Genomic DNA, 19,991 nt, shown 5'->3' with positions numbered 1-19,991 from the left:
CTCCTTAGTAAGGAGAGGGAAGCCGGAGGCAGGGTGAGGTTTTATATTTAATTTGACCATTGCTTAATGCTTCCTGACAATCTACATGGGTTTATGCATATTTTCTTAAGATTCTAAAACTAATAATGTGCATCGTCCCTGATCACAAAAAGACTTTAAATAACTATTTCAAGCAGATCCAGTCGCCTTCTACTTGACCGATCGCACCACCAGGAAATGGATCAGTTTGCGATCGGTTGGGCGCTATACTTTCCAAAGTTTAATGGGTCTGGTATTAATTTTTAATTTATATCTGATTCAATAAAGATTCCACTCATTCTCTAGCTGTTCAAGCTTATAACTTTTTATACTTAAGCTCTTACACTCACTTATAAATTGTGAAACTTGGGATTGTATTAGTGTTAAATTTCCTTCTCTAAGGTTATTTATATAAGAAGCCACACATGAAGTTGTTAATTCAGGCGAAATTTCCTCAAGTAAAATATCATTTCTAATTTCTTTGCAGACTAGCTCAATGTCAGAAGGAGTTAGCATTTTACTTTCATTCCCTAATTTTTCATAATCTATTAAATTCAAACTTTCGGTTGTAACTGAAAGATTATCACAAACTTTTGATAGTGAAAGGTAATGTTTGAATAGCTCAGTTCTTTCAGTTGCATTAGGTGGAAAAATAGGTATTTTCCAATCTAATCTCCCCGAACGTTTCAATGCATTATCAATGCCACTTGGATAGTTTGTTGCTGCAATAACGATTACATTATGCTCTCCAATATTATTTAATTCTATTAGTAGTTGATTAATCGTCGCTTTTTGATCTGTATGTGCGTATAGTTCATTCCTACTAAAGCCAATACTATCTAATTCATCAATAAATACGACAGATGGAGCTTTCTTTTTAGCTTGAGCAAAAATAGCTCTTAAATTTTTTTGGCTTTGTCCAATCCACACACTCTGAATATCAGATGGAGAAAGCTTAAAGAAGTATCTTCCAGATTCGTTAGCAAACGCATTTGCTAAAAGAGTTTTACCACATCCAGGTAAGCCAAAAAATAATATTCCGTTAATACCACTATTAATTCCTTTTAACTGTATTTTTAAGAGTTTATTAAGCCTACTCTTCTCTTCATTTAAACCCTTTACATATTCAAAGTTAATTACTGGTGGTTCTGGAGGGCCAGGTTTTGGACCTGGATGAACTACTGTTCCTATTTCATGGGGTAGATAGCTTATCAAATCAAACGATACAGGAATGAGTTGATGATTTTCATAATCAGGAGCCATAATATAAAAGCTCACTGATTTATCATATTTCTCTATTAATTTTTGTTCTAAAATTTCTTGTGTTTTTTTAAGTTGATAGTAATTCCGGGCAATTTCAAATCCAGGAAGAACCAGCCATACATTCTTTACGTTACTAGGCCATCCATCTATTTTTATTGATATATCTTGTATTAAATGAAGAAAAACGTTCTCTCCAGATGCCTTACCTCTTAATGTTTCTACCTCAACTATTGTATTATTCTCAATATAAACATCTGGTCTTCTCTTGACTTTTGATTTTCCATCTGTCTCATTACTGTCAGGATTAACTGTTGCTTCACAGCGAATTTGAGATAGATTATGACCCTGGCATTCAAGAGTTCTAATAGCAAAATATTTGAGGTATATGTGTTCATCAGACTCATAACCATAAACCAAAGTTTTGAAATGCTCATTTTTCATATTAATGAGTAACTGAGCTTCTGCCTGAACTTGTATTTTCTGTAGTTCTAAAAAATAGTCAATTATTGATAAACTATCATCATCTGAAATATAATTTGGAGATTCTAATAAAATACTTAGATGATGTTGTATGTCTATCCTAACTTCAAGAGGAACTGATTTATCGTCAGGATACTTACACTTTAATGTAAATACAAATGGTAGCTTTTTAGCAATTGTATCTACCAAATATCCAAACAAATCCTGCTTCTGATGCTTATGCATCTCAGCTTGCGAAGGACAATGAAATATAATGAAAAGTTGTTCTGAATAGTATTTATTAGTATACAGTGATAGCTCGTTAAATTGTTCCTCAAATTTTTCTGATTCAATTAGATCAAAACTTGTATTTCCCAGTATTACATTGGTCATTGTTGACTGACTAAAGTGCAAAATACTTGAGGATGGGAATTCAGATTTATCACCAGTATTTACAGATTCATTTATTTCATTTTCATTAAGGTAACTATTAAAATTTGCATGGAAAGTCACTAATTTTGGAGTCACTCCTATATATTGTTTTTTGCGAATTAGTTCATAAGTTAAAATTTTCGCTACAACATCAGAATAAAAATCCTCTTTGGATGGAATCAGGAATAAACCAACTGGTTTATTTGAGTCTAAACAAGCTTGAAAAGTCTCGTATTCTTGCTCAGAATCAAAATCAAATAAATAATAGAATAAATCATGTTTAACTTTTAAAGGGTTCAAGAAATTTAGACTATTTTTTTCTGCGATAGAATCTATCGTTTCTACTTCATTTTTTGTAGAAGTAACTCCATCAAAGTAAATAGCGACTCTTTCATCATATGATAAATCAATATTAAATGCTGGGATTATTTTTAAGCCCAAATCAGCTAAACAGTTATTGAATTTGTCAATAAGTGACTGACTTCTACGCTGACAACCAAGTTGGTTAAGAATACTTTTAATTTTAAGATTTTTTCTTTTTCTACCAGTTTCCTTTAATTCATTCTTGATTGATGTTAAATAGGTGAAAATTACTTCTTCCATACACTGCCTTTAATTAAATCAAAACTTGTCTTTTTAGCTAGCTGTATGCCAACAAATGGGAAAATCTATTTAGCTTAAAAGACATTATTAAAATAACAAGTATATTCGGATAAAGCTGATTCTAGATCAGTACTATCACTGAGGTAATCATGGACACTATTAGTTTCTGTAACAACTGGGGCGATATCCGCTTTTATTCTGGATTTGGCAAAGTTGAAGTGGCGATCGCTCTTGTGGAGCCAGAGGTGGATCTTGGATTGGCGGAATTCGCCGCCTAAGAGCAGAGGGCGGACTATTTCAAGCAGATCCAGTCGCCTTCTACTGGAGCGATCGCACCACCAGGAAATGGATCAGTCTGCGATTATTCCATAAATAAAGTAGATTCTACATGAAAAAACTCTCCAAGCTTACGCGCTTGTTGTGTATTTATCTTCTCTTGTCCATTTAAAATATTATTAACCAAATCTTCTGTCCCTAAAACCGCTACTAAATCATCTCTACTTCTCTCAGATTCTTCTAAGATAAATAACAACATAGATACAGGATTATTCTGCTGGCTTGGCTGATAATATTCTTGTTCAAACTTTTCAATTAAAGTAATTAATAACTGATAAAGTTCGTCTTCTTCTGGGGTGCGTTCCCGGTGCATCAAATCTTCCACTATCCCTAAAGCTTGCTCATTTTCAGCTTCACTTTTTATCAGCTTGGGAGGATAAGCTATTAATAAATGCTTGTATTTATCTGGATTAAAAGTAAGGGTCATCTTTCCAGTTCTCCTTATCGTATTCCGCATGGGTGAGGATATACTTAATATAAATTAACTGCCCTTGATAATCTATACTAACAATTAAGCGATATTTATTTCCTTTAATATTGAAAACTGTAAAATTACCAACAGCTTCAGCTTTCAGGAAAATCTGCTCTACTTCAACTAAATTTGACCATTTCGCTTTAGTAGCAACTTTATACCAATTGCTTAATGCTTCCTGGCAATCTGCATGGTTTTCTGCATATTTTCTTAAGATTCTAAAACTAATAATATGCATCGTCCCCGATCGCAAAAAGACTTTAAATAACTATTTCAAACAGATCCAGTCGCCTTCTACTTGAGCGATCGCACCACCAGGAAATGGATCAGTTTGCGATCGGTTGGGCGCTATAATTAGAGCCGTTAATTTCTCAATGTGTTCAAAACTCGCTGCATCAGTCAGTATTTGCTGCAATATCTGACGCATCACCCGACGTTGCAGTGCCAATGGTGCTTTCTGTAATACCCGACGATTTAACCGCAAGGGAAAAAGAGGAGTAAGGGAATCTTCTTCATGCCCCATGTCCCTTTCCATCGCCTTTTCCCGCAACTCCTGGGCAGCTTTTTCTAAATATTCCACTTCCGCTTGGAGAAGTTCTGCTGTTTGGGCTAAGGCTGATTCTACTTGTGGGTTGAAATTTTCCCGCAAATATGGTATTAACTCTTGGCGAATGCGGTTGCGAGCATATTGCAAATCTTGATTGGTAGAATCTTCCCAAATTGGTAATTTAAACTCTTGACAAAATTGCTCTGTTTGTGAGCGAGTGATTTCTAAAAGTGGACGCACTAACATAATGGCTGTAGTTAGAGGGCGTTGCCAAGTCAGGGCTTGTAAGCCATCAGCACCAGTACCGCGAATTAAGTTGTAGAGGAGAGTTTCAGCGCGATCGCTTGCGGTGTGTCCTGTAACTATATATTGATAATTATTTGCTTGAGCGATCGCACTTAAAGCTTGATAGCGCCAATCGCGTGCAGCAGCTTCACTATTTATAGGTTGGTTTGCTGTTTCTAAATAAAAGGATATAGCCCAAGTTTTAGCTAAGTTTTCGACGTGATTAGCATTCGCTTGGGAGTCAGAACGCCAGCGATGATCGCAGTGAGCAATACCTAAATACCATCCCCATTTGGATTGTAAATCTAAAAGTAATTTTATTAAACACAGAGAATCTTGTCCGCCGGAGACAGCGATTAATAGCCGCTGGTTGCGCTCAAACAAGTGGCGCGATCGGATGGTGCGATGTATTTTTGCATGTAGGGGAGTCCATACCATTTCTTCTCATAGTTTTTGGATTTGACTTGCAGCGACTAGAAGTCGCGGCTACACAGACAAAACCCACCGACCTGGGTTAAAAACCTTTGATTTTCTCTTAGTCCACGTTCGCGTAGCGTTCCGCAGGAAAGGTGGACTTCGTTTGTATAGCCGCGATTTCTAATCGCCAGGACTAGGTGCAAGATGTGAGTTTCCAGGTTTGCGTCTGTTGCCTTATTTTAGGCAATTCTTGCAACACAAAGTAACTAATTTTGCAATCCTCTCTGCGTCTCTGGGTGAATCTTATCCCCAATTCAATGGATAATATACGGAATCTTGGATAAATTCGTAGGTAATTTAATGGCTGAAATTCAAGTTGGTATTGAAGGCGAAAACGCACCAGCAGCAGCCGAGGCTTTGCTAGAAATTCCCGGAATATCGGGAAGCTACGAAGTTCCTAGCCAAAAAGAGGCGACTCTAGCAGCCGTTGCTACTATTGTCGGCATTGTGGGTGGTGCTGCTGCTTTAGCTGAACAAATCCGCAAATGGTATCAAGAATGGCATAAATCCCATCCAGGAAAGCAATTTGATGTGGTAATCCTTGATTCTGATACTGGAAACAGGATTTTACTGGAAGAAGCTACTATAGAGGAAATCACGGAAATCCTCAAATCTATCAGCAAATAAGTGCAAACTATCCGCATTCAACTTCGGGAAAGTACGCAGGAAACAGTTGAACTCAGGTATTGGCTACCTCAAAAAAATCACTATGAATCACGTCGTCTGAAATTAGCAGAAATCGCTAATTTTCTTAACCAAGGAGAACGAGATTACTATAAACTGCTGCCCAATTTACCAGGAATCGGGCGGCAGTTATTTTTTTGGTTGGATGGCGATGGACGCTGGTTGAGTCGGGGAATTGCTGACTGTCGCGGTGAGGGGTTGGTAATTGCCATTGATACTGATAAACAACTGGCACATCTACCTTGGGAAGTGCTGCATGATGATGAGGATTTTTTGGTTAAGCGCGTTAATCCAGTGGTTTTGCCTCTGCGCTGGATTGAGAAAGAAACGGAAGGGTTTTCTGTGGAAGCACGACAATTGCGAGTATTGTTTATGGCAACCGACCCGGAAGACGTGGAACCAAAGTTAGAGTTTGAACAGGAAGAGGCGAAAATTCTGGCTGATACGCGAGATTTTGCTGTAGATTTGCGGGTGGAAGAAAGCGGTTGCGTCAGCGAGTTGGGTAAGGTGTGGAGTCGCTATCTTGATGACTTTGATGTGTTTCACCTCACAGGACACGCCTCAATTACTCCTCCGGAAGCGGAAAAGAACCCCACCCCCAACCCCTCCCCGCAAGCGAGGAGGGGGGAAGGTTTAGAGGCGAATACGCCTTATTTTGTTACTGAGACGGAAATTGGGGAACGTCACGAAACCACAGCGGCAGAACTTGCGGAAGTCTTCCGGTTTAGATTTCCCAAATTGGTGTTTTTATCTGAGTGTCGGACTGGACAAGCACCAGATAAAGGGGCTGTCCCTTCAATGGCTGAAGCACTAATTGCCCAAGGGGCTAGGGCGGTTTTAAGTTGGGGGCGTCCCGTGGAAGATCGGACAGCTACAGCCGCCGCCGCACACCTCTACGGCAAATTGGCAGCCGGATATCAATTAGCTGAAGCACTCGCTAGCACTTACCAGCAGTTGTTTAAACAGAATGTGCGTGACTGGCATTTGTTGCGGTTATATATTCAGGGAGAATGTCCGGGTGCGTTGGTGGAAGTGTTGGGAGATTTGCCACTCTCAGCGCCGGAACCTGCTTATGAACAATTTTTAGATCCCGATACCCAACAGGTGCGGGTGGCGAAACCCTCTGAGTTTGTTGGGAGACGGCGGACTTTGCAACGTTGTCTCAAAGCTATTCGCACTTCATTAGGGGTACTCATTCACGGACTGGGGGGTGTAGGTAAGAGTACTGTGACTGCGCGACTTCTAGAAAGGATGGTTGGCTATCACAGGCTGGTGAACTTTCGGCAACTCGATGAAGACAAACTGCTCAAAACCCTTGCTGAACAATGTACTTCAGAACGGGGGCATGAAATTCTCAATGGCAAGTTACCGTTGATGCAGCGCCTCACCAAGTTTTTCACAGAAGGACTGAATACCCAAGAACAGCGCTTTGCTTTTGTGCTGGATGACTTTGAGGCCAATTTGGAATTACGAAATGGGGTTTATGTCTTGCAACCACAAGTTGTAGATGTTCTGCTGGCGTTGCTGAAGGCGATTCAAAATTCCCAACTTCCCCACAAGGTAATTATTACTTGTCGCTATGATTTCCAATTGTCGGAACTAAATCATCGTCTGTACCGCGAACACCTGGGTGCTCTGGGTGGGGCAGATTTAATTAAAAAGTATAATCGTCTCAATTCGTTTAATGGCACTTTGGTGATTGATGCAGAATTGCAGAAACTCGCCAAAAAAGCAGCAGATGGAAATCCTCGGCTGTTGGAATGGTTGGATAAAATTCTTTCTGAAAACATTGCAGATAATCTCGCCACAATCTTAAAGAAGATGGAAGTGGCAGAAGAAAAATTTCGTGAGAATATCTTGGTTGAGGAATTGCTGAAGCAGCAAAGTCCAGGTTTGCGGAAAATGCTGGGTAAGTTGTTGGTGTATGAGTTACCTGTTGTTCAAGCTGCTATTTCCCCGATTTGTGAGCATATCTCTAGTTGGGAAAGTCATATTCAACGCGCTGAAATTTTGGGTTTGTTGGAAGTTACCCTCACCAACAACGGAGAGAGGTTGTATCGTGTTCCCCGGATTTTGTCACCGTTGCTAGAGTTTCCAGAAAACCCCAAGGGTGAAGAGTTGTATAAACAAGCTGCACAAATTTTGTATCGTCTGTGGTGGGAAAAGGCGGAAACTACTACGGAGGCACAAAAGTTAGTAGAAATTCATCGGTTGGGGTTGTTGGGGAAGGATGGAGAAATTGCAGCGAAAATAGCTAGTTCATTGGCGAACCGCTTGTTGCATCAAAGTCGATTTCGGGAAGCAATACATCTGTGCAAATCAACCTTAGAAGTAACTAAAAACCATAGTGTTCTCAAAGAAATTGCTTATTGTGAACACCAAATGGGTGAGGTTGATCAAGCATTAAACTATTACCAACAAGCTTTAAATCTTTGTCCCACAGAAAACGAACAAGAATTAGCTTCAATTTATCATCATTTTGGAATGCTGAAATACAGCAAAGGGGAAGTGGATGAAGCGATCGCACTCTACAATCAGTCTTTAGAAATAAATGAACGCATTGGCGATGCCCAAACCAAACCCTCGACGTTGCATCAACTAGCAATAATCTACGCCGATAAAGGGGAAGTGGATGAAGCGATCGCACTCTACAATCAGTCTTTGGAAATAAATGAACGCATTGGTAATGTCCAAGGCAAAGCGGCGACATTGCACAATCTAGCAGGTATCTACGCCAACAAAGGGGATGTGGAGCAAGCGATCGCACTCTACAATCAGTCTTTGGAAATAAATGAACGCATTGGTGGAAGTGTCCAAGGCAAAGCGGCGACGTTGCACGAACTGGGAGGTATTTACGCCGACAAAGGGGAAGTGGATGAAGCGATCACACTTTTGAATCAGTCTTTGGAAATAAATGAACGCGTTGGAAATGTCCAAGGCAAAGCGATGACGTTGCAATGTCTGGGAAATATCTACGCCAACAAAGGGGAAGTGGATGAAGCGATCGCACTTTTCAATCAGTCTTTAGAAATCACTGAACGCATTGGCGATGTCCAAACCAAAGCCTCGACGTTGCACAATCTGGGATATATTTACGCCGACAAAGGGGAAGTAGATGAAGCGATCGCACTCTACAATCAGTCTTTAGAAATAAAACAAGGCATTGGTAATGTCAAAGGCATAGCGACGACGTTGAACAATCTGGGATCTATCTACGCCAAGAAAGGGGAACTAGATGAAGCGATCGCACTCTACAATCAGTCTTTGGAGGTTTTTGAACGTATTGGTGATGCTTATTCAAAAGCACTAACATTGCATAACATAGCAAGTATCTACGCCAACAAAGGGGAAGTGGATGAAGCGATCACACTTTTCAATCAGTCTTTGGAAGTTTTTGAACGTATTGGTAATATCCAAGGTAAAGCGACGACGTCGCACGAACTGGGAATGATTTACGCCAACAAAGGGGAAGTAGATGAAGCGCTCGCACTTTTCAATCAGTCTTTGGAAGTTTTTGAACGCATTGGTAATCTCCAAGGCAAAGCGGCGATGTTGCACCATCTGGGAATTCTCTACGCCAAGAAAGGGGAAATGGATGAAGCGATCGCACTTTTCAATCAGTCTTTGGAAATAAAAGAATGCATTGGAGATGTCCAAACCAAAGCGGCGACGTTGCAATCTCTGGGAATTCTATACGCCAACAAAGGGGAAGTGAAGCGAGCGATCGCGTTCTACAATCAAGTTCTTGAAATTGATGAACGCACTGGTAATGTCCAAGGTAAAGCGGCGACGTTGCACCAACTGGGAATTCTTTACGCCGACAAAGGGGAAGTGGATGAAGCGATCGCACTTTTCAATCAGTCTTTGGAAATAGATGAACGCATTGGAGATATCGAAGGCCAAGCGGCGACGTTGCACCAACTGGCACATATCTACGCCAACAAAGGGGAAGTGGATGAAGCGATCGCACTTTTCAATCAGTCTTTGGAAATAGATGAACGCATTGGAGATATCGAAGGCCAAGCGGCGACGTTGCACCAACTGGCACATATCTACGCCAACAAAGGGGGAGTGGATCAAGCGATCGCACTCTACAATCAGTCTTTGGTAATAGAAGAAGGCATTGGTAATGTCCAAGGCAAAGCAGCGACGTTGCACCAACTGGCACATATCTACGCCAACAAAGGGGAAGTGGATCAAGCGATCGCACTTTTCAATCAGTCTTTGGAAATAAATGAACGCATTGGAGATGTCCGAGGTAAAGCAATGACTCTGTGGTGGTTAGGACATTTGGCAGAACAACAGGGTGAATACACTAAAGCGATATCCTATTTGCAACCAGCTTTAGAGATTTTGCAGCGATTGAAGTCACCGGATGCTGAAAGTGTGAGTGCAAGTCTTGATAGGGTAATTCGTAATTCGTAATTCGTAATTCGTAATTACTGAAAGATTTTTGTCTCACGCAGAGGCGCAGAGGCGCAGAGAAGAAGGCGAGAGTGTAATTTAAGTAAATGAAAACTGCTGTAATGAGTCTTTGATACTCACCGACGAGTATTTGAACTGGATTCATCCACCTTTGAACTCCGTTAACGAGTGTTTGAACTGGATTCATCCACCTTTGAACTCCGTTAACGAGTGTTTGAACTGGATTCATCCACCTCTGAACTCCGTTAACGAGTATTTGAACTGGATTCATCCACCTCTGAACTCCGTTAACGAGTATTTGAACTCGATTCATCCACCTTTGAACTCCGTTAACGAGTGTTTAATACTCGTGGACAAGTCTTTAGGGACTTCCAAGTAATAAAAATCTCATTGGGTATTAGTTTTCCACTTGTTTGAGTTTTTGAAAAATTTCATCCAGTGGTGATTCAGATTCATCAGGACAAAATTCTAAAGCAAGTCTAACTTTTCCTTTTTTCCATCCCTGAGTACTAAACTGCAAAACTTCACAATTTAATCCTTGGGTATACAAATTTACTTCATCTGTCTCTTCTGCTCCGATATATTCCTTAATTGCTGTAATTAAATCACGGACTTTAAAAGTTTTAGCAATATTTAACTTATTAAAAGTGTCTGGTTCTATAGACACAACTTCATCATGATTTAATCTGTCAAATCCATCTTCCATAAAAATCTCCTCTCACTAAATCTATACTTTCTACAGATTTAGCAGTTCATCCGAAATAATTCTCACAAAATAGTAGTAAATTTAAATCTGCTCCTTTCTCCCTCTTTGCCAACCTACAATGTACATCAAGTCTTTCTGAACGCAATTTACGGTTAAGTCTCATAGCCCCTGCGATACCTCACCCTGGTTTTACTACGTAAAACTTGTCCCTCTCCTTACTAAGGAGAGGGATTAAAGATAGGACTGGGTGAGGTTTTAGAGGACTTTTGGGTATATCAGATAACTTGTGTGTAGACCGTAGCTTTGCCAACGCAGAGGGGTTAGGGGTGAGGTTATTAAAAGAACCAACCGTAAGAATGCAAACCTTTGCCCAACAGATTCACACCTAGATAACAAACCCAGACAACGACAAAGCCGGTGGTGGCTAAAATTGCGGGACTACGCCCTTGCCAACCACGAGTTATCCGGGCGTGGAGGTAGGCGGCGAAAACTAACCAGGTGATTAATGCCCAAGTTTCTTTAGGGTCCCAACTCCAGTAGGAACCCCAAGCTTCATTAGCCCAAACGCCACCAGCAATGATCCCAATTGTCAGCAAGGGAAATCCTAGTCCGATGATGCGATAGCTAATGTTATCGAGGGTTTCGGCAAGGCTAAGGCGTTGAGGTGAAAGGGGTTCAGCAGACGCTACAGTTTGAGGCTCAGAAGTAGATACTAAATTCAAAACAGCAGTGTTACCGTTACCGTTGCCGTTGCTACTACTTTCAAAACGAGCAAAGCCGTTATTTTCGACAGGAGAGGCTGGTGGTTGAGAAATTAGCTCAGATGCTTTGTGCAAGCGGTAGCCGTTGCTGCGATAGCCACCAGTACCTACAGAACTACCTTGTAGTTGGATGTTTTGACCGCGAGTGACAACTAAAAAAGCGATCGCTAATAACGAACCCACCATCAAAGCAGAATAGCTCAACATCATGACGCTGACATGCATCATCAGCCAATTTGACTTTAAGGCAGGTACTAGGGGTTCTGAGATTTGCATCTGCGATGGTAGTGTCAAGGTAGCAAAAGCAGCGATCAACATTGCCACCGGAGCTGTAACAACTCCTACTAAGCGGCTACGGCTACTACTTTCAGCAATTAGATGGACTGTGGTAATTCCCCAAGTTAAGAAAAACAGGGATTCATAGAGATTACTTAGGGGAAAGTAACCAGCTTGTATCCATCTTGCCCCTAGTAAAGTCGCCATGCACAAATTAGCGATCGCCATCCCAGCTGTCCCCAAAGCGGCTAGATAAGGTAGATTCGGAAAAGCCGCTCCTCCCCAATACACCAGCATTGTCAGGAATAATATGGCAAAGGAGGCATTGTCCAGCCAGTTCTGGAGTACAACTAGATTCATAAAGTGTTCTCTCCGTGGATGATTTAAAATATGGATTCTGACTGTTCTGATCCTATATGGTTAGAGGGTCATGAAGCAGAGGAAATCGAAAATAGGGAATGGGGCATGGGCCAAACAGGGCAATTTAATTTTGGATTTTGGATTGACGATAGGCCACAGAGAGCGAGTCCGCGAACGTCTTTTAGATTAAATTTCAATCTAAAATCCCAAATCTAAAATCTTAAATTCTTACTCCCCACTTCCCTATTTAACAGAGTTGCCCTTATTGCTTTCTGGACTAGGCAAGGCAGCCGAGTTCGTAACTTTTTTTAGTCCGATAAAAATGTTGTAGATGTTACTGCGACTGTCGCTGACAGCAGATGTTATCCCAATTGAGTGCGTTGCATTTAGCAAAGTTTGTTGATTGGGAATTAGAGTTGGTAAAGGGAAATTTTTCACAGTTCGTTCCACATCCAGGAAAAATTGACCATTTGTCGGATTTGGTTCTGTAGGAACTGTTTGTTGGAAGGGGATCGTGCTAGCTAGTGTGTTATTGGGTTTGGGAACAATTTTATCAGTGATGGGAGCGCCCACTACTAGAAAAGCGATATCTCCATCTAACCAGCCGTGGGTGGCCGTTAATGTGCCATAAGGTGAAACCCAGTTAACAACGGGTTGATCTGCGACTTTTGCCGGTTGGACTTGGAACTGGTATTGATTTCTCATCACGTCATCGAGCTGTTTTATGGATGCTTCAGCTGATTGGCGTAGGCTTTGCCCGCCGTAGGCATCGCTTGCCTGTACCATGAACACTAAACCCGCACGAAAATCATCTGGTGAACCTTGTTTTGAAGTAGTGGGAATCACTGATAGAGAAAATTCGCCTTTCATCCAACTGAGCAAATCCTTATCTAAATCGAGATTGGTAAGAGATTTTATCCCACCTCTGATCTGTTCTGGTGCGATCGGTGAGAGGGGATTTCCCTGAGATGTTAAAACGTAATCTCCCCACAACCTCTGTAAGTTACCGCCAGATAGCATCATTAAGGTTTCCGCTGGTAGGCGGCTTTGCATTTCCCCAGCTTTGTTTTCCACCGCCAGCACACGTTGACTATTAGGATTTAGCCAAGAAACGCCCTTGAAGCGAATTCCTTCTGGCTCTAAAGTCATTGTCCCCGCTAAACCTTGGTTATTTTGCAGTTGAGCCAAAACTTGAGCAGGTAAAGGGCGGTTTGGAGAAGCTGCGGCTATTTTGGCTGCTGTTGGCACATTGACGTAAAACTGAGCAAAGGGTTGGTAATTGGCAATTTTCAGAAAATTCTCAGCAAAGCCCCCTGTTGCAGCTAGGGATGTTTTATTTTTGTAGGCGTCGATCGCTCGTTCTGTGGCTTTGGGATTATCAGTTATGACTAAAAAACGCCCATCTATTAATGCTGCACAGAAGTTTTCTCCTGCTTGTCCCTGATTTTGTTTGATGGCGATCCCTTGATAAGTCCGGTCAATCCATTTGCCTTGTTTAAGGGTTTTGGGTTGTGCCAAAATGCTTTTGGCGATTTCTGGGTTTTTCACTGGGAATACCATTACCATCGACTGCTGATCATTGGCAGGATCTTCAGTGGTGGTAACTGGTTTGGGTGCAGGTTTACTCGCTGTGTCTGGGGCAAGAAATGCGATCGTCACGTCATTACCTACCCAAGGAGCGATATCTTTCTGGAAGTCGTAACCATTATTAGTCAGAAAGCGATCGCGCAATTCTACTAAATTTTTGTCCAGTTCTGCTTGGGTTTCTCTTGTCCCAAACTGCCGCAATTGCTGCCACTGCTGGGCATCTGTTGTCAGAGAAACCGCAAACAGGGCATCACCTGGAATAATATTTGAACCTACGAGCAAATCGCTAGAAGATAGTTGTCTCGGGCTTAACAACCAGTATGCTAGACTTCCGGCACCAATCAATAACCCAGCAGCCGAGAGCGTCAGCACCAGAGACGGTTTATTATTTTTATTTTTCTTCATCGGAACAGACACAAGAGGCGGTGCCATTAAAACCTATACCTCATACTTGCAAACTCATTACTTGTTTGATTGGTTAAGTTAACCAAAAAGTTTCCCGTTATCTAGGGCAGTTAACTGCATGAATGTCTCCATCCTAGACATTGATGATATTTCCGTAATCAACCTTCCCTACTGTTTCAAAAGCGGTGTTTTCGTGGTTAGTTACCTTTTTTAACACGCTTTGTTGAATTTCGCTGGACACCTCGTTTAGACGGTTGCCTCTGCGGAAATTCTTCAAGAGTTAAATCTGTCATTTCAAGCACTTTGAGGATATAACTAACTTGGGCATTGCTGCAAGTCATCAGCAACTCAGACTGCCTTCTATTTACATAACTTCCATCTGTGGTATTGACTTTATCTAACCTAGATCAATTCAGTGTTCAGGATTTCGTATGGATTACCAATATTACAAATCAGATATGTTGCTGAATTATGATTTTTCGGAATTTGTATCATTTTGATGCAAAACAGTTGTTATTTTTGCTGAGGAGGAACTGGTAATTTTTGATTAAAAATTAATTGAATTTTGAATGGGAGCGTATTTTTTCAAAGAAGCAGGCTATGTGCAACGTCTCGTAGATAAGCGGTACTAGGCTGCTGCTAAAAACACGTTTTAATTTTTCAATGGTATTATCCCTCAGCATTAACAGCACTCATCTGCATAGATCCCAAATATTTAGTTAAATAAGGCGAAAAAACTTCATAAATTAAGGTTAGTGGCTGTCCATGATGCCAAAACAAGTAGTGGCGACCCCAAAAAGGCCCAGTTACATCAAAACCTGACTGTAGCGCCAATGAGTCACCGTAGTAAATTCCTCGAACATCCCGATACAACTCTGTGCGAAGACGAGCTAAACTCGCCCAAATTGGTAATGAACGATTTTGCAAATACTCATCTACATGACTGGCTTCCCACCACGAAGTAGCATAGGCTAATCGCTGGCCAGAAGCAGTACGCAGCCACACTTGTCGCCGTAGTCGCGGACCTGGGACAGCTTGGATTAACTCAGGAGCTTCATCCAAGTCCATGCCAATTAATGACATATCAATCACATCTACTTCTACAGGCTCACCTGTAAGCAATTCTAGGTGACGTGTTGGAGAGCCGTCACCCAAAAGCATTAGCTGCCAAGCAGGTGCTAGCTGAGTGTGAGGTAAACTTTGTTGAATTATTTCCTCCCCTCCTTGCCAAATCGGAGTAAGGCGGTGCCAAGCTGCTGGCAGTGTTAAGTTATTTGTCGGCGTAAAAGTAATAGTCAATGCTTTTTACAAAACTTCACCTATCTCTATAAAAACATAAAAAACTAGTATTTCAGCAAGCATTCTTGCCTTAAGGAAGTATTAGAGCTAGGTTCAGATTTAAGGGTCAATAGTTTGAGGTTTTGACCCTTGACTATTGACCCTATGACTAGACAAGCAAAAATGCGGATGGCGAGACTCGAACTCGCAAGGCAAAGCCACACGCACCTCAAGCGTGCGCGTATACCAATTCCGCCACATCCGCATGGTTTGTCTAAAGATAGACTATAGCATAAGAAAATAATTATAGTAAGGTGATATCTAAATTCAGCTGCTCAAAAATATAAATTTTCTCAAGGCGGTATCAGACTGACAGAAATCTAGCAGCTACACAAGTGATATTAAAAAGGGTAGAGCGACTGTGTTCGGCAGGGTGCGATCGCACCCTGCCGAATTTGGTAAGCTAGCCAAGACTTACAGCAGCAATGTTGTTAGTGTAGTAAGACTATAGAGGCAGCAACCTGCAACCTTGCGTTTTCTTAGAATCAGGGTGGCGAATCTCCTGTGATAATTTTAAATAGTGCGAAAGCGTCGTTTCAAGTTGGATCAGAGAAAATGTGAATCTACTGGTAATGATATCGAAACTAAAAAATGAAGTTTGACAAAATATTAATTGCCAATCGGGGAGAAATCGCCCTTCGCATTCTCCGCGCCTGTGAAGAAATGGGGATTGCGACAGTTGCGGTTCACTCCACCGTTGACCGTAATGCTCTCCACGTCCAACTTGCTGATGAAGCGGTTTGCATTGGCGAACCTGCTAGCAGTAAAAGTTATTTGAATATTCCCAATATTATTGCTGCCGCCCTGACGCGCAATGCTACTGCTATTCATCCAGGTTATGGCTTTTTGGCAGAAAATGCCCGGTTTGCGGAAATCTGTGCCGACCATCATATTGCTTTTATCGGCCCAACTCCAGAAGCTATCAGGCGGATGGGGGATAAATCCACTGCCAAAGAAACCATGCAAAAAGCTGGAGTCCCGACAGTACCAGGTAGTGAGGGGTTGGTAGAATCCGAGGAAGAAGGATTAAGATTCGCTAAGGATATCGGCTATCCAGTGATGATCAAAGCTACAGCCGGTGGCGGTGGACGGGGTATGCGCCTAGTTCGTTCTGAAGACGAATTTGTGAAACTTTTCCTCGCAGCCCAAGGCGAAGCAGGAGCAGCTTTTGGTAATTCTGGCGTTTACATAGAAAAATTTATTGAACGTCCCCGCCACATCGAATTTCAAATTTTGGCGGATAACTACGGTAATGTTATCCACTTGGGCGAACGGGATTGCTCTATTCAGCGCCGAAATCAAAAGCTATTGGAAGAAGCACCAAGTCCGGCTCTCGACCAAGACCTACGTGAGAAAATGGGACAAGCTGCCGTCAAAGCTGCCCAATTCATTAATTACACTGGGGCGGGTACTATCGAGTTTCTCTTGGATAGATCGGGTAAATTCTACTTTATGGAAATGAACACCCGGATTCAAGTAGAACATCCTGTAACAGAGATGATTACTGGGATAGATTTAGTTGTTGAACAAATTCGGATTGCTCAAGGGGAAAGACTTAAGCTTACCCAAGACCAAGTAGTATTACGGGGTCATGCGATCGAATGTCGGATCAACGCTGAAGACCCCGATCACGACTTTCGCCCTTCTCCTGGACGCATTAGCGGCTATCTTCCCCCTGGAGGTCCTGGTGTTCGGATTGATTCCCACGTTTACACAGATTACCAAATCCCACCCTACTACGATTCCTTGATCGGCAAGTTAATTGTTTGGGGAGCAGACCGACCCACTGCTATTAACCGTATGAAACGCGCACTCCGGGAATGTGCCATCACTGGACTACCTACCACCATCGGGTTTCATCAAAAAATTATGGAAAATCCACAGTTTTTGCAGGGTAATGTCTATACAAATTTTGTGCAGGAAATGAACGGTTAGGAGAGTGCTGAGTGCTGAGTGCTGAGTGGGGAATCTCACTTCTTTACTCAGAACTCGGAACTCAGAACTCGGAACTATTTTGCCCAATCCCTAATTTACACGAGATAGCATAGTCAGCAATCCTTGCTGACCTAGCAGGATTTCTCGTAGCAGGCTGAAGATACCAACCCAAATAATAGGTGTAATGTCTACCCCACCGATAGGTTGCACCACCTTTCGCAAGGGTATTAAAAATGGCTCAGTAGGCCAAGCTATTAAATTAAAGGGCAAACGATTCAGATCCACTTGCGGATACCAAGTGAGAATGATCCGAAATATAAATAAAAATGTTATCAGCCCTAACACAGGTCCCAGAATCCAAGCAGTCAGGTCAACACCAGTCATCGGTTTCAGCTACTATCTATCTGTAAATAAAGAAAAAACTTAGGCGAACGGCAAGCCGCGCTTCGCGTAGGCGTAGCCCGTCGTAGAAATCGCCAAAAAATTTTAAGCTTTGTAAAGCACTCTCATGATCATTTTAACCAAATGCTGGCATTTCTTTCTGGAATACAAAAGCAAACACGCTGACGCGGTTAACTCAACAACCGGTGAAAGCAGTTACCAAGTTTGGCAGTTCAGACTTAGAGGCTTCTCAAGAAAGTAATACACTATTAAAATTAGGATGAAGTGTGTAAAAAAAGGTTGAGAAGTATGACGCCTTCTTTAGCAAATTTTCTTTGGAGTTTGGCTTGGGGTAGTGCAATTGTTGTGATACCCGTTACAGTTGGTCTAATTTTCATTAGCCAGAAAGATAAAATTCAGCGCTCATAATGCTTATGAGAGTTGAATTTACTCTCATAACCGATTGTCTGTCAGGTATTTATAATTGCACCAAAAGCAGCAGTGTTTGCCGCTATAAGCAGTTGTAGCTGACAGACATAGGTTTTTTTACTTTTCGGTGAATAGCTTCAGAGCTTCTTTGCCAGAGGCTTTGAAGCTTCAATATATCGTGACAAATTAGAGTAGTGATTTTAATTGTGACTCGCTAACATAGATTTGATATTGGGAAAACAGCAATGATAAATTTTGGGCTGAACTCAGCCAGTTTTCTGGCTCAGGTAAATTTTGGGGCAAACTCAGCCAGTATTCTAGGAATTTTCCTGGCTGTGGCTGGGGCAGCACTGTATTTTCTCCGCACTGTGCGTCCAGAATTGTCACGGGATCAAGATATCTTTTTTGCGGCAGTCGGCTTGCTCTGCGGCTTCATTCTCGTCTTTCAAGGATGGCGGCTAGACCCAATTCTACAATTTGGTCAACTGCTTTTAGTCGGCACAACGGTGTTTTTTGCAGTTGAAAGTATTCGCCTGCGGAGTATAGCTACCCAGCAAGCAAAGCGCAACACTCCGATTGTGGACGATGAGCGAGAGGTAAGCAGAAACTATTCGTACAATGATCGCAAAAAGTATCAAGCTGAAATGGATGCAGACTTAGATCCATTGCCTTATGAAGACGAGGAAGAACGCCCCGTGCGTGCCCGGATTCGGGGTAGCAGGGATGAGATTTCAACTCGTGATGACTACTACGAGGAGCAACCCCCTCGTCGTTCAGAACGTCGCAACAGCAGCAGTGAAAAACAGGCTCCAGCTGATAAAACGCGTCGCCGTACTTCTGGGCGTCCGGTGAATCGCCCTTCTGAAAGCTCTGAAGAAGAAAATTGGGGTTCTTCATCTAGACAAGTTGATGATTGGGAAAGTTCGGGTGGGGAAGTCAGAAAACCTTCTCGCCGCACTAATAACGGGTCTGGGCGTCCCGAAAGTCGTGAAGATGATGTTGCTCCCAGACCGAGAAAGCGTCGTCCGCCCACTGACTCAACTCCTCGAAGAGGGCGCGAAGATGATGAGGCGATACCAACTGATTATGTACCATACAACCCGATTGAAAAGCCAAATGAGGGGCCAGAGAATTTGACTGATTATGACGATGTTTAAAACAGTTAGCGTGGAAGTAGATTTAGAGGCGACGGAAAACAGTTGAGGTGGAAAAATTTACGCCTATATTTTGGCTCCAAAGACCTATTCATTGGAGCCTGGTTTTTGGTTTAACAAGTTTGCTTGTATCTTGTGGTTCTAACGATATTCCCATAGGGCCTACTTCCCTCAACAGTCGGTACACCGAGGAGCAACCTGCTTTGAGTGGAAATGGGCGCTTTTTAGCGTTTGTATCTAATCGGAATGGTAATCAGCAGCTACTAGTCTACGATTTGGAGAGGCAACTGTTTATTAGTACACCGGGGATAAACCGACAGGAAACAATTGCCGAAAGTCCTAGTTTGAGCTACACAGGGCGTTACATTGCTTATCTTACTAGTGACCAAGGTAGACCTGTAGTGGCGCTTTACGATCGCGCTACGCAACAGTCGCAAATCGTCACACCAATCTATCGTGGCTGGGTCAGAAAACCAAATATCAGCCCAGATGGACGTTATGTTGTTTTTGAAACCGCCAGCCGTGGTCAGTGGGATATTGAAGTTCTAGATCGGGGGCCAAATATTGAGTTAGATATTCCCAACGGTGCAACCGTTGGTTCACCTCCGTAGGAGTTATGAGTTAGGAGTTAGGAGTTAGGAATTATGAGTTAGGAGTT

Annotated in this window: 16 protein-coding genes and 1 tRNA gene; 7 read left to right on the top strand and 10 right to left on the bottom strand. The window is 42.1% G+C overall.

Annotation, left to right across the window (positions count from 1 at the left end; all coding sequences use genetic code 11):
• Window positions 1–297 precede the first annotated feature (297 nt).
• Window positions 298–2,775, bottom strand: coding sequence for an ATP-binding protein (locus V7K36_RS26360; RefSeq protein WP_335120633.1), 2,478 nt, complete (start codon window positions 2,773–2,775; stop codon window positions 298–300).
• Window positions 2,776–2,924: 149 nt separating this feature from the next.
• Between V7K36_RS26360 and V7K36_RS26355 the strand changes: the two genes are divergently transcribed.
• Window positions 2,925–3,053 (top strand): hypothetical protein, encoded by a 129-nt coding sequence (locus V7K36_RS26355; RefSeq protein ID WP_335120632.1) that lies wholly within the window; start codon window positions 2,925–2,927, stop codon window positions 3,051–3,053.
• An 83-nt stretch (window positions 3,054–3,136) separates the two neighbouring features.
• On the opposite strand, the gene V7K36_RS26350 is transcribed toward V7K36_RS26355, so the two are convergent.
• From V7K36_RS26350 to tilS, 3 genes are read right to left on the bottom strand one after another with little or no spacing between them, the layout of a single operon-like run.
• Entirely contained in the window at window positions 3,137–3,538 is a 402-nt protein-coding gene (locus tag V7K36_RS26350; RefSeq protein WP_335120631.1) for a helix-turn-helix domain-containing protein, read from the bottom strand.
• Window positions 3,522–3,821 carry a type II toxin-antitoxin system HigB family toxin gene (locus V7K36_RS26345; protein ID WP_335120630.1) on the bottom strand — a complete coding sequence of 100 codons (300 nt, stop codon included), beginning with the start codon at window positions 3,819–3,821 and terminating at the stop codon, window positions 3,522–3,524. Before V7K36_RS26345 ends, V7K36_RS26350 begins: the two co-directional genes overlap by 17 nt.
• A 30-nt stretch (window positions 3,822–3,851) precedes the next feature.
• Window positions 3,852–4,853: a tRNA lysidine(34) synthetase TilS gene (gene tilS, locus V7K36_RS26340; RefSeq protein ID WP_335120629.1), complete on the bottom strand. Its 1,002-nt coding sequence runs from the start codon at window positions 4,851–4,853 to the stop codon at window positions 3,852–3,854.
• Window positions 4,854–5,192: 339 nt separating this feature from the next.
• Between tilS and V7K36_RS26335 the strand changes: the two genes are divergently transcribed.
• Window positions 5,193–5,519 (top strand): hypothetical protein, encoded by a 327-nt coding sequence (locus V7K36_RS26335; RefSeq protein ID WP_335120628.1) that lies wholly within the window; start codon window positions 5,193–5,195, stop codon window positions 5,517–5,519.
• Entirely contained in the window at window positions 5,520–10,001 is a 4,482-nt protein-coding gene (locus V7K36_RS26330; RefSeq protein ID WP_335120627.1) for a tetratricopeptide repeat protein, read from the top strand.
• 397 nt (window positions 10,002–10,398) lie between these two features.
• Here V7K36_RS26330 and V7K36_RS26325 read toward each other — a convergent pair whose 3' ends face one another.
• From V7K36_RS26325 to V7K36_RS26305, 5 genes are all read right to left on the bottom strand, one after another.
• Window positions 10,399–10,707 (bottom strand): KGK domain-containing protein, encoded by a 309-nt coding sequence (locus V7K36_RS26325; RefSeq protein WP_300417633.1) that lies wholly within the window; start codon window positions 10,705–10,707, stop codon window positions 10,399–10,401.
• A gap of 335 nt (window positions 10,708–11,042) precedes the next feature.
• Window positions 11,043–12,104, bottom strand: a complete 1,062-nt coding sequence (ccsB, locus tag V7K36_RS26320; protein ID WP_335120626.1) for a c-type cytochrome biogenesis protein CcsB — start codon at window positions 12,102–12,104, stop codon at window positions 11,043–11,045.
• A 243-nt stretch (window positions 12,105–12,347) separates the two neighbouring features.
• Complete coding sequence (locus tag V7K36_RS26315; protein ID WP_335120625.1) at window positions 12,348–14,123, bottom strand: DUF3352 domain-containing protein; 1,776 nt, start codon at window positions 14,121–14,123, stop codon at window positions 12,348–12,350.
• A gap of 642 nt (window positions 14,124–14,765) precedes the next feature.
• A complete protein-coding gene (locus V7K36_RS26310) occupies window positions 14,766–15,395 on the bottom strand; it encodes a chorismate lyase (RefSeq protein WP_335120624.1) in 630 nt (209 codons plus the stop codon).
• Window positions 15,396–15,558: 163 nt separating this feature from the next.
• Window positions 15,559–15,639: transfer RNA gene (locus tag V7K36_RS26305), tRNA-Leu, on the bottom strand.
• A gap of 386 nt (window positions 15,640–16,025) precedes the next feature.
• Here V7K36_RS26305 and accC point away from each other — a divergent pair.
• Window positions 16,026–17,369, top strand: a complete 1,344-nt coding sequence (gene accC, locus V7K36_RS26300; RefSeq protein WP_335120623.1) for an acetyl-CoA carboxylase biotin carboxylase subunit — start codon at window positions 16,026–16,028, stop codon at window positions 17,367–17,369.
• Between the two features lie 90 nt (window positions 17,370–17,459).
• Here accC and V7K36_RS26295 read toward each other — a convergent pair whose 3' ends face one another.
• Window positions 17,460–17,753, bottom strand: coding sequence for a YggT family protein (locus tag V7K36_RS26295; RefSeq protein WP_335120622.1), 294 nt, complete (start codon window positions 17,751–17,753; stop codon window positions 17,460–17,462).
• A gap of 306 nt (window positions 17,754–18,059) precedes the next feature.
• On the opposite strand from V7K36_RS26295, the gene psbX reads away from it, so the two are divergent.
• From psbX to V7K36_RS26280, 3 genes are all read left to right on the top strand, one after another.
• Window positions 18,060–18,179 (top strand): photosystem II reaction center X protein, encoded by a 120-nt coding sequence (psbX, locus tag V7K36_RS26290; RefSeq protein WP_292763886.1) that lies wholly within the window; start codon window positions 18,060–18,062, stop codon window positions 18,177–18,179.
• A gap of 245 nt (window positions 18,180–18,424) precedes the next feature.
• Window positions 18,425–19,336, top strand: coding sequence for a Ycf66 family protein (locus V7K36_RS26285; RefSeq protein WP_335120621.1), 912 nt, complete (start codon window positions 18,425–18,427; stop codon window positions 19,334–19,336).
• Window positions 19,337–19,383: 47 nt separating this feature from the next.
• Window positions 19,384–19,944, top strand: a complete 561-nt coding sequence (locus V7K36_RS26280) for a TolB family protein (protein ID WP_334823062.1) — start codon at window positions 19,384–19,386, stop codon at window positions 19,942–19,944.
• Window positions 19,945–19,991 lie beyond the last annotated feature (47 nt).

It is taken from the genome of Nostoc sp., assembly GCF_036919555.1.
Taxonomy (GTDB): Bacteria; Cyanobacteriota; Cyanobacteriia; order Cyanobacteriales; family Nostocaceae; genus Nostoc.
Note: the sequence above shows the minus strand (reverse complement) of the source record. Positions and strands in the feature narration are given on the sequence as shown.